The sequence below is a fragment of the Ammonifex thiophilus genome (genome assembly GCF_003368535.1).
GTDB classification, from domain to species: domain Bacteria; phylum Bacillota; class Desulfotomaculia; order Desulfotomaculales; family Ammonificaceae; genus Ammonifex; species Ammonifex thiophilus.
In genome coordinates, this window is sequence record NZ_QSLN01000094.1 from 1 (window position 1) to 255 (window position 255).

Here is a 255-nt window from a genome sequence, read left to right on the forward strand (position 1 = left end):
TACTCGTCAACGGCGTCCAGAAGCTTCCAGATGGGGCCGCAGTTGGGGCACTCCCGCTGGCCGCAGCCGCACTCCAGAGCCTTCAGAGCCGAACCCACGATTACCGGAGCCTCGTCCCCGGGGAAGTTGTAGGTGTTCAAAAGCTCCCGCACTTCCATTTCCACGAGCTCCAGAAGCTCGGGATCGTCCACCATGTCCGCCTTGTTGAGGAAGACCACAATGTAAGGCACCCCTACCTGCCGCGCCAGCAGAATG

At 61.2% G+C, this 255-nt stretch carries 1 protein-coding gene; it reads right to left on the reverse strand.

The annotated features are described in order from the left end of the window. A partial coding sequence (locus DXX99_RS11220; protein ID WP_240610923.1) for a GTP-binding protein occupies positions 1-255 on the reverse strand: 255 nt, incomplete at both ends.